This window comes from Pseudomonas sp., from assembly GCF_036387035.1.
GTDB lineage: Bacteria > Pseudomonadota > Gammaproteobacteria > Pseudomonadales > Pseudomonadaceae > Aquipseudomonas.
Window position 1 is genome coordinate 1 of record NZ_DASVUM010000223.1, and the last position, 4,609, is coordinate 4,609.

At 62.1% G+C, this 4,609-nt stretch carries 2 protein-coding genes and 1 pseudogene; all 3 read right to left on the minus strand.

Features of this window, described 5'->3' with window-relative positions; translation table 11 throughout:
* A pseudogene (locus tag VF672_RS20745) lies at positions 1 to 119 on the minus strand (MurR/RpiR family transcriptional regulator); the annotation flags it as partial.
* A 599-nt stretch (positions 120 to 718) separates the two neighbouring features.
* Positions 719 to 2,440 carry a ubiquinone-dependent pyruvate dehydrogenase gene (gene poxB / locus VF672_RS20750; RefSeq protein WP_331106405.1) on the minus strand — a complete coding sequence of 574 codons (1,722 nt, stop codon included), beginning with the start codon at positions 2,438 to 2,440 and terminating at the stop codon, positions 719 to 721.
* A gap of 178 nt (positions 2,441 to 2,618) precedes the next feature.
* A complete protein-coding gene (mrdA, locus tag VF672_RS20755; protein ID WP_331106406.1) occupies positions 2,619 to 4,553 on the minus strand; it encodes a penicillin-binding protein 2 in 1,935 nt (644 codons plus the stop codon).
* Positions 4,554 to 4,609: the final 56 nt, after the last annotated feature.

The window sequence follows — 4,609 nt, forward strand, 5'->3', positions numbered from 1 at the left end:
GCGGTCTCGAAAGGCAGCTTCTGCGGATTGGCCAACAAGTAGCCGGCGATGCGCTTGCCGGTCGGCGTCAGATCGCTGAACCGTTGTTCGAGTGCGTCGAGGAAGGGCGACTTGTCCATTGGAGTTCCGCTGATGGCGCCGGGTAGCGTGAGCCGTGGAAATGTTACCCAAGGGTCATTTTGCTACAGGATGTTAGCAACATAACATCGCTTTTCCTGAGCTTACAACGCTTATTTCGAGCGATTTTCGGAGAGGAGTTTTCGTGATTCAGGGTGGTGCAGAGGGAAGGAAGAATGTGCAATCAGGGGGCAAAAAAAGGCGGCCAAAGCCAGAGCTGCAACGCATGTCCCCTTCCCGGCTGAAGCCGGTCCCACAGTCGGTACGTGACCTATTTGTAGGACGGGCTTTAGCCGGGAAAGAGCCCGTGAGAACACCCTCACCTTGGTGGTGCATCAACTGACGCCTTCCCGGCTGAAGCCGGTCCCACTGTCGGTACGCGACCTATTTGCGGGATCGGCTTTAGCCCGGAAAGAGCCAGTGAGAACCCATCACCTTTGCGGTGTATCCACTGACGCCTTCCCGGCCAAAGCCGGTCCCACTGTCGGTACGCGATCTATTTGTGGGACCGGCTTTAGCCGGGAAAGAGCCCGTGAGAACACCCTCACCTTTGTGCTGTATCAACTGACGCCTTCACGACTGGAGCCGGTCCTGCGTGGTATCAGCGAAGGTTGGTCTTTGCCAGTTCCAGTACCTGGTCAGCCTTGCCATTCATGATGGCTTTGAGCATGAACAGGCTGAAACCCTTCGCTTGAGCGAGCTTGATCTTCGGCGGCAAGCCTAGTTCTTGCTTGGCCGTGACCACGTCTACCAGCACCGGGCCCGGGTGTTCGAAGGCTTTTTTCAGCGCGTTGGGCAGGTCGGCCGAGTCCTCGACGCGAATCCCGAGGATACCGGCGCCGATGGCGATGTTGGCAAAGCTGGTGCTGTCGAAATCAGTGTCATGGGGCACATAGCCGCCGGCCTGCATCTCCATGGCGACGAAGCCCAGCGAACTGTTGTTGAACACCACCAGCTTGATCGGCAGGTTCAACTGGCGGATCGACAGCAAGTCGCCCATCAGCATCGACAAACCGCCATCGCCGCACAGCGCCACCACCTGCCGCTGAGGGAATGCCGCCTTGGCGCCTAATGCCTGGGGCATTGCATTAGCCATGGAGCCGTGATTGAACGAGCCAAGCAGCGAGCGCTTGCCGTTCATGGTCAGGTAGCGCGCCGCCCACAAAGTCGGCGTGCCCACATCGATGGTGAAGATCGCGTCCGGGTCGGCATAGGCATCGACCAGTCGCGTCAGGTATTGCGGGTGAATGGGCTCGCCATGACCCGACGGCGTGGCCAGTTCATCGAGTTCTTCACGGGACTTGGCGTAGTGATCCAGCGCCTTGTCGAGGAACTTGCGGTCGGTGTGCGCTTGCAGGCGCGGCAGCACGGCGTCCAGGGTTTCGGCGATGCCGCCTGCCAGACCGAGGGCCACCGGCACGCGACGGCCAAGGGCGGTCGGGTCGATGTCGATCTGGATGACCTTGGCCTTCTCCGGATAGAAGTTGCGATACGGGAAGCTGCTGCCGAGGATCACCAGCGTGTCGCACGCCATCATTGCGTGATAGCCGGAGCTGAAGCCAATCAACCCGGTCATGCCAACGTCAAAGGGATTGGCGTATTCGATGTACTGCTTGCCACGCAGAGCATGCACCACCGGGGCGGAGAGTTTCTCGGCCAGCGCGACCACTTGGTCATGGGCCTCGGCGCAACCGGCACCCGCCAGGATGGTCACCGCCTTCGATGAGTCCAGCAGCTCCACCAGGCGCTGCAGATCGGCTTCTGCCGGGATCACCCGGGCCGGCGCATGATCGACCCACTGGGGTTTGATGTCAGGCGCGGCGCTCAGGGCGACGTCGCCGGAAATCACGATCACCGCAACGCCGCGCTGGCTGATGGCCGCGCGCATCGCCCGCTCCAGCACGCGGGGGAACTGCTCGGGGGTGCTGACCGTTTCGACGAAGTGGCTGCACTCCTTGAACAGGTCGGTGGGGTGGGTTTCCTGAAAGTAATTCAGGCCGATCTCGGAAGACGGAATCTGCGCAGCGATGGCGAGGACCGGCACACCGCTGCGGTGGCAGTCATACAGGCCGTTGATCAAGTGCAGATTGCCCGGGCCACAGCTGCCTGCGCAGACCGCCAGCTTGCCGGTGGAGGCCGCTTCCGCGCCTGCCGCGAAGGCCGCCACTTCCTCGTGGCGGGTGTGCATCCATTTGATCTTGCCCAGACGCTGGAGGCTGTCGGTCAGCCCGTTCAGGCTGTCGCCGCTGACGCCCCAGATCTTCGAAACCCCGGCTGCGGCGAGGGTTTGGGCGAGGTAGTCGGCGATGGTTCTGCTGGACATGGGGCAAATTCCTTGTCGAGTCGAATGGGCGCGCAAGGCCGGAATAGACAATACGCGTGGTCTCAAATCGACCCATGGCGCCCGGGACAGTTCAGTACAAGCGGCTCGGCCATGGGCTGGATACAGCACGCGCGGCTGGCTGGCGAACGCGTTTGCCCGGGCAATGCGCCGCCAGCCCTCACACCGGCGGCTGTGCCACGGCCTTGTTGGGGGCCGCGATCTGCACTTTCGGGTTGATCGGCGTTGCGCTCGGCGTCGCGTATTGCTGTTTCAGGTGGCCGTCCTGATCGAGCAACCAGGCGTCGAGAATCTCCCGCACCACAGGACCCGCGACACGCCCACCGGCCTCGCCGTTCTCGATCATCACCGCGACGACAATCTTAGGGTTGGCCGCCGGCGCGAAGCCGACGAACAAGGCGTTGTCACGATGGCGTTCCAGGGTCTTGTCACGGTTGTAGCGCTCGCCCTGCTTGATCGCCACCACCTGCGCGGTGCCGCTCTTGCCGGCGATGCGGTACTGGGCACCCTGGGCCGCCGCCCGGGCGATGCCACGCGGGTCATGCATCACCGCCTGCATGCCGTTATTGACCTGATCCCATTCGTGAGCATCACGCAGCACGATGTTTGGCATCGGGTGCTCGTCCACCGGCGACACGCCGCCGATTTCCTTGGCCAGGTGCGGACGGTGCCAGATGCCTTTGCTGGCGATCAGCGTCGTCGCCTGCGCCAGTTGCAGCGGCGTGACCTGCATATAGCCCTGGCCGATGCCGAGGATCACGGTTTCCCCCGGGAACCACGCCTGACGCCGGGTGATGCGCTTCCATTCCTTGGACGGCATGAGGCCCGCCGACTCTTCGAACATGTCCAGCGAGACCTTCTGGCCGATGCCGAACATGGTCAGGTAATCGTGCAGACGGTCGATGCCCAGCTTGTGCGCCAGGTCGTAGAAATAGGTGTCGTTGGAGCGCATGATCGCCGCGTTCAGGTCCACCCAGCCGTCACCACTGTGGTTCCAGTTGCGGTACTTGTGATCGAAGTCCGGCAGCTGGAAGTAGCCCGGATCGAATACCCGCGTCGAAGGCGTGACGACGCCGCTGTCGAGGCCGGCAATCGCCACTTCCGGCTTGATCGTCGACCCCGGCGCGTACAACCCGCGCAGCACGCGGTTGAACAGCGGTCGGTCGACCGAGTCGCGCAGCGCCGAATACTCCTTGAAGCTGATGCCGGTGACGAACAGGTTCGGGTCGAAGCTGGGCTTGCTGACCATCGCCAGCACTTCGCCGGTGGCCGGATCGATGGCCACCACCGACCCGCGACGATCCCCGAGCGCCTGTTCAGCCGCCTCTTGCAGCTTGATGTCCAGGCTCAGGGTGATGTTTTTGCCTGCCACCGGATCGGTGTGCTTGAGGACGCGCAGCACACGGCCTTGCGCGTTGGTTTCTACTTCTTCATAGCCGACATGGCCGTGCAGCTCGCTCTCGTAGAAGCGCTCCACGCCGGTCTTGCCGATGGACTGCGTGCCGCGGTATTCGACCTGATCGAGCTGGGTCGCTTCCTTCTCGTTGATCCGCCCGACGTAACCGATGGAGTGCGCGAAATGCTCTGCCAGCGGGTAATGACGAACGAACTGCGCCTCGACGTCCAGGCCCGGCAGACGGAACTGGTTGACCGCCAACAGGGCGATCTGCTCTTCGGTCAACTCATACAGCAGCGTCACCGGCACGAAGCGGTGCGGCGAGTTTTTCATGGCTTTGTCGAAAATGATGCGGTCTTCGTCCGGCAGGTTGAGGATCTGCATCAGCGTGTCGATCACCGCATGCCAGTCACCCGCACGCTCGCGCGTCATGGTCAGGTTAAAGCTGGGGCGGTTGTCGGCGAGAATGACGCCGTTGCGGTCGAAGATCAGGCCGCGCTCGGGCGGAATCGGCAGGACGTGGACACGGTTGTTTTCGGAAATGGTGGAGTGATAGGCGAATTCGGTGACTTGCAGGAAGTACATGCGGCACACCAGAGCGACGCTCAGCATGGCCACGAACACGGCGCAGGCGATCAAACGTTTGTTGACCAGCCGGGTTTCCTTCTCGTGGTCTTTTAAAGGTATTGGATCGGGCATTTCTGCAGCTACTCGGTGAATACACGGACGGCACAGTCAGCACCCCGAGTGAATAG

Excerpts from the sequence above, each read along its gene's own strand:
- poxB (WP_331106405.1), bottom strand. The coding sequence starts at position 2,440 with ATGTCCAGCAGAACCATCGCCGACTACCTCGCCCAAACCCTCGCCGCA.
- mrdA (WP_331106406.1), bottom strand. The coding sequence starts at position 4,553 with ATGCCCGATCCAATACCTTTAAAAGACCACGAGAAGGAAACCCGGCTG.